The organism is Leifsonia sp. KNZ12-8B (assembly GCF_056755495.1).
The window spans coordinates 1-984 of record NZ_JBPGXM010000251.1; the positions used below are offsets into that span (position 1 = coordinate 1).

Consider the following 984-nt stretch of genomic DNA (forward strand, 5'->3'; position numbering starts at 1 on the left):
GGGGGGGGGGGGCGCGGCCCCCCCCGGGCCCGCACGCGCTCCGTCACACGGCCGCGACCCACCTGCTCGACGGCGGGGCGGACCTTCGCGCGGTCCAGGAGCTCCTCGGCCACGCGAGCCTCGGCACCACGCAGATCTACACGCACGTCTCCACGGAGCGGCTGAAGGAGAGCTACCGCATCGCCCACCCACGCGCCTGAGTGAGCGCGCGTCGCACCGCGGAGGCCCGCAGCATCGGCCAGACGCCTCCAACGTCTCCGCCGTCTCCTCCTTCCGGCCCGGGCGCCTCTGCCGCTCCCGCCGCAGACCCGCCTTCGCCGCACCTGCCGCTCCCGCCGCTCCCACCGCAGACCCGCCTTCGCCGCCTCCGCCGCACCCGCCGCAGACCCGCCTCCGCCGCATCCGCCGCCTCCGCCACACCGGCCGAGCCTCCCGCGCCGGCCGCCTCCAGCGGGCACGGCGCCGGTAGCGGCCGCCTCGGCCGAGCGGGGCGGCGTGTACCCGGCCCTCGGCCGCCGTCCGCAGCCGCGCGCGCGGCGCTGCCACCATCCGAATGCAGCGGCAGGAGGATCGACGGCGGCACCCGGTCGAGGAAGAGCAGGGGAGAGACGTACTCTCCGCGCACCCGTGCGCCGAGATGGATGCACGCGCCCGCGCAGTGTCCGCCGACCGCTACCACCCCGACGGGTTCCCCGCGCTTCACGGTCTGTCCCGCGGCTAATCGGGACGCCACCGGTTCGACGCTCGCGAGTACCCCGTCCAGGTCCAGTGTCAGCACCGGCCGGTCGACCACGGTCCCGACGAAGTGAACGACACCGTCCGCCGGGGCCAGGACCGCCGTCCCGGGCGTCGCCGCCAGGTCGATCCCGCGGTGTCCCGCCGCATACGGGGTGGGAGGGGCGGCGTACGCCGCCACCAGCCGCACCGGAGTCACAGGCCAGGACCACAGTGCCCACGGATCGCGCGCGGCGGATGCTGTCTCCG

At 76.6% G+C, this 984-nt stretch carries 2 protein-coding genes; one reads left to right on the forward strand and one right to left on the reverse strand.

Going from position 1 to position 984, the window contains the following annotated elements:
* Window positions 1–200 (forward strand): tyrosine-type recombinase/integrase (locus ACR9ZG_RS18890; RefSeq protein ID WP_481286382.1); only part of this gene is annotated, 200 nt, incomplete at its 5' end.
* Here the strand turns inward: ACR9ZG_RS18890 and ACR9ZG_RS18895 are convergent.
* A complete protein-coding gene (locus ACR9ZG_RS18895; RefSeq protein WP_481286383.1) occupies window positions 173–934 on the reverse strand; it encodes a M23 family metallopeptidase in 762 nt (253 codons plus the stop codon). The genes ACR9ZG_RS18890 and ACR9ZG_RS18895 overlap by 28 nt on opposite strands.
* Between the last annotated feature and the right edge of the window lie 50 nt (window positions 935–984).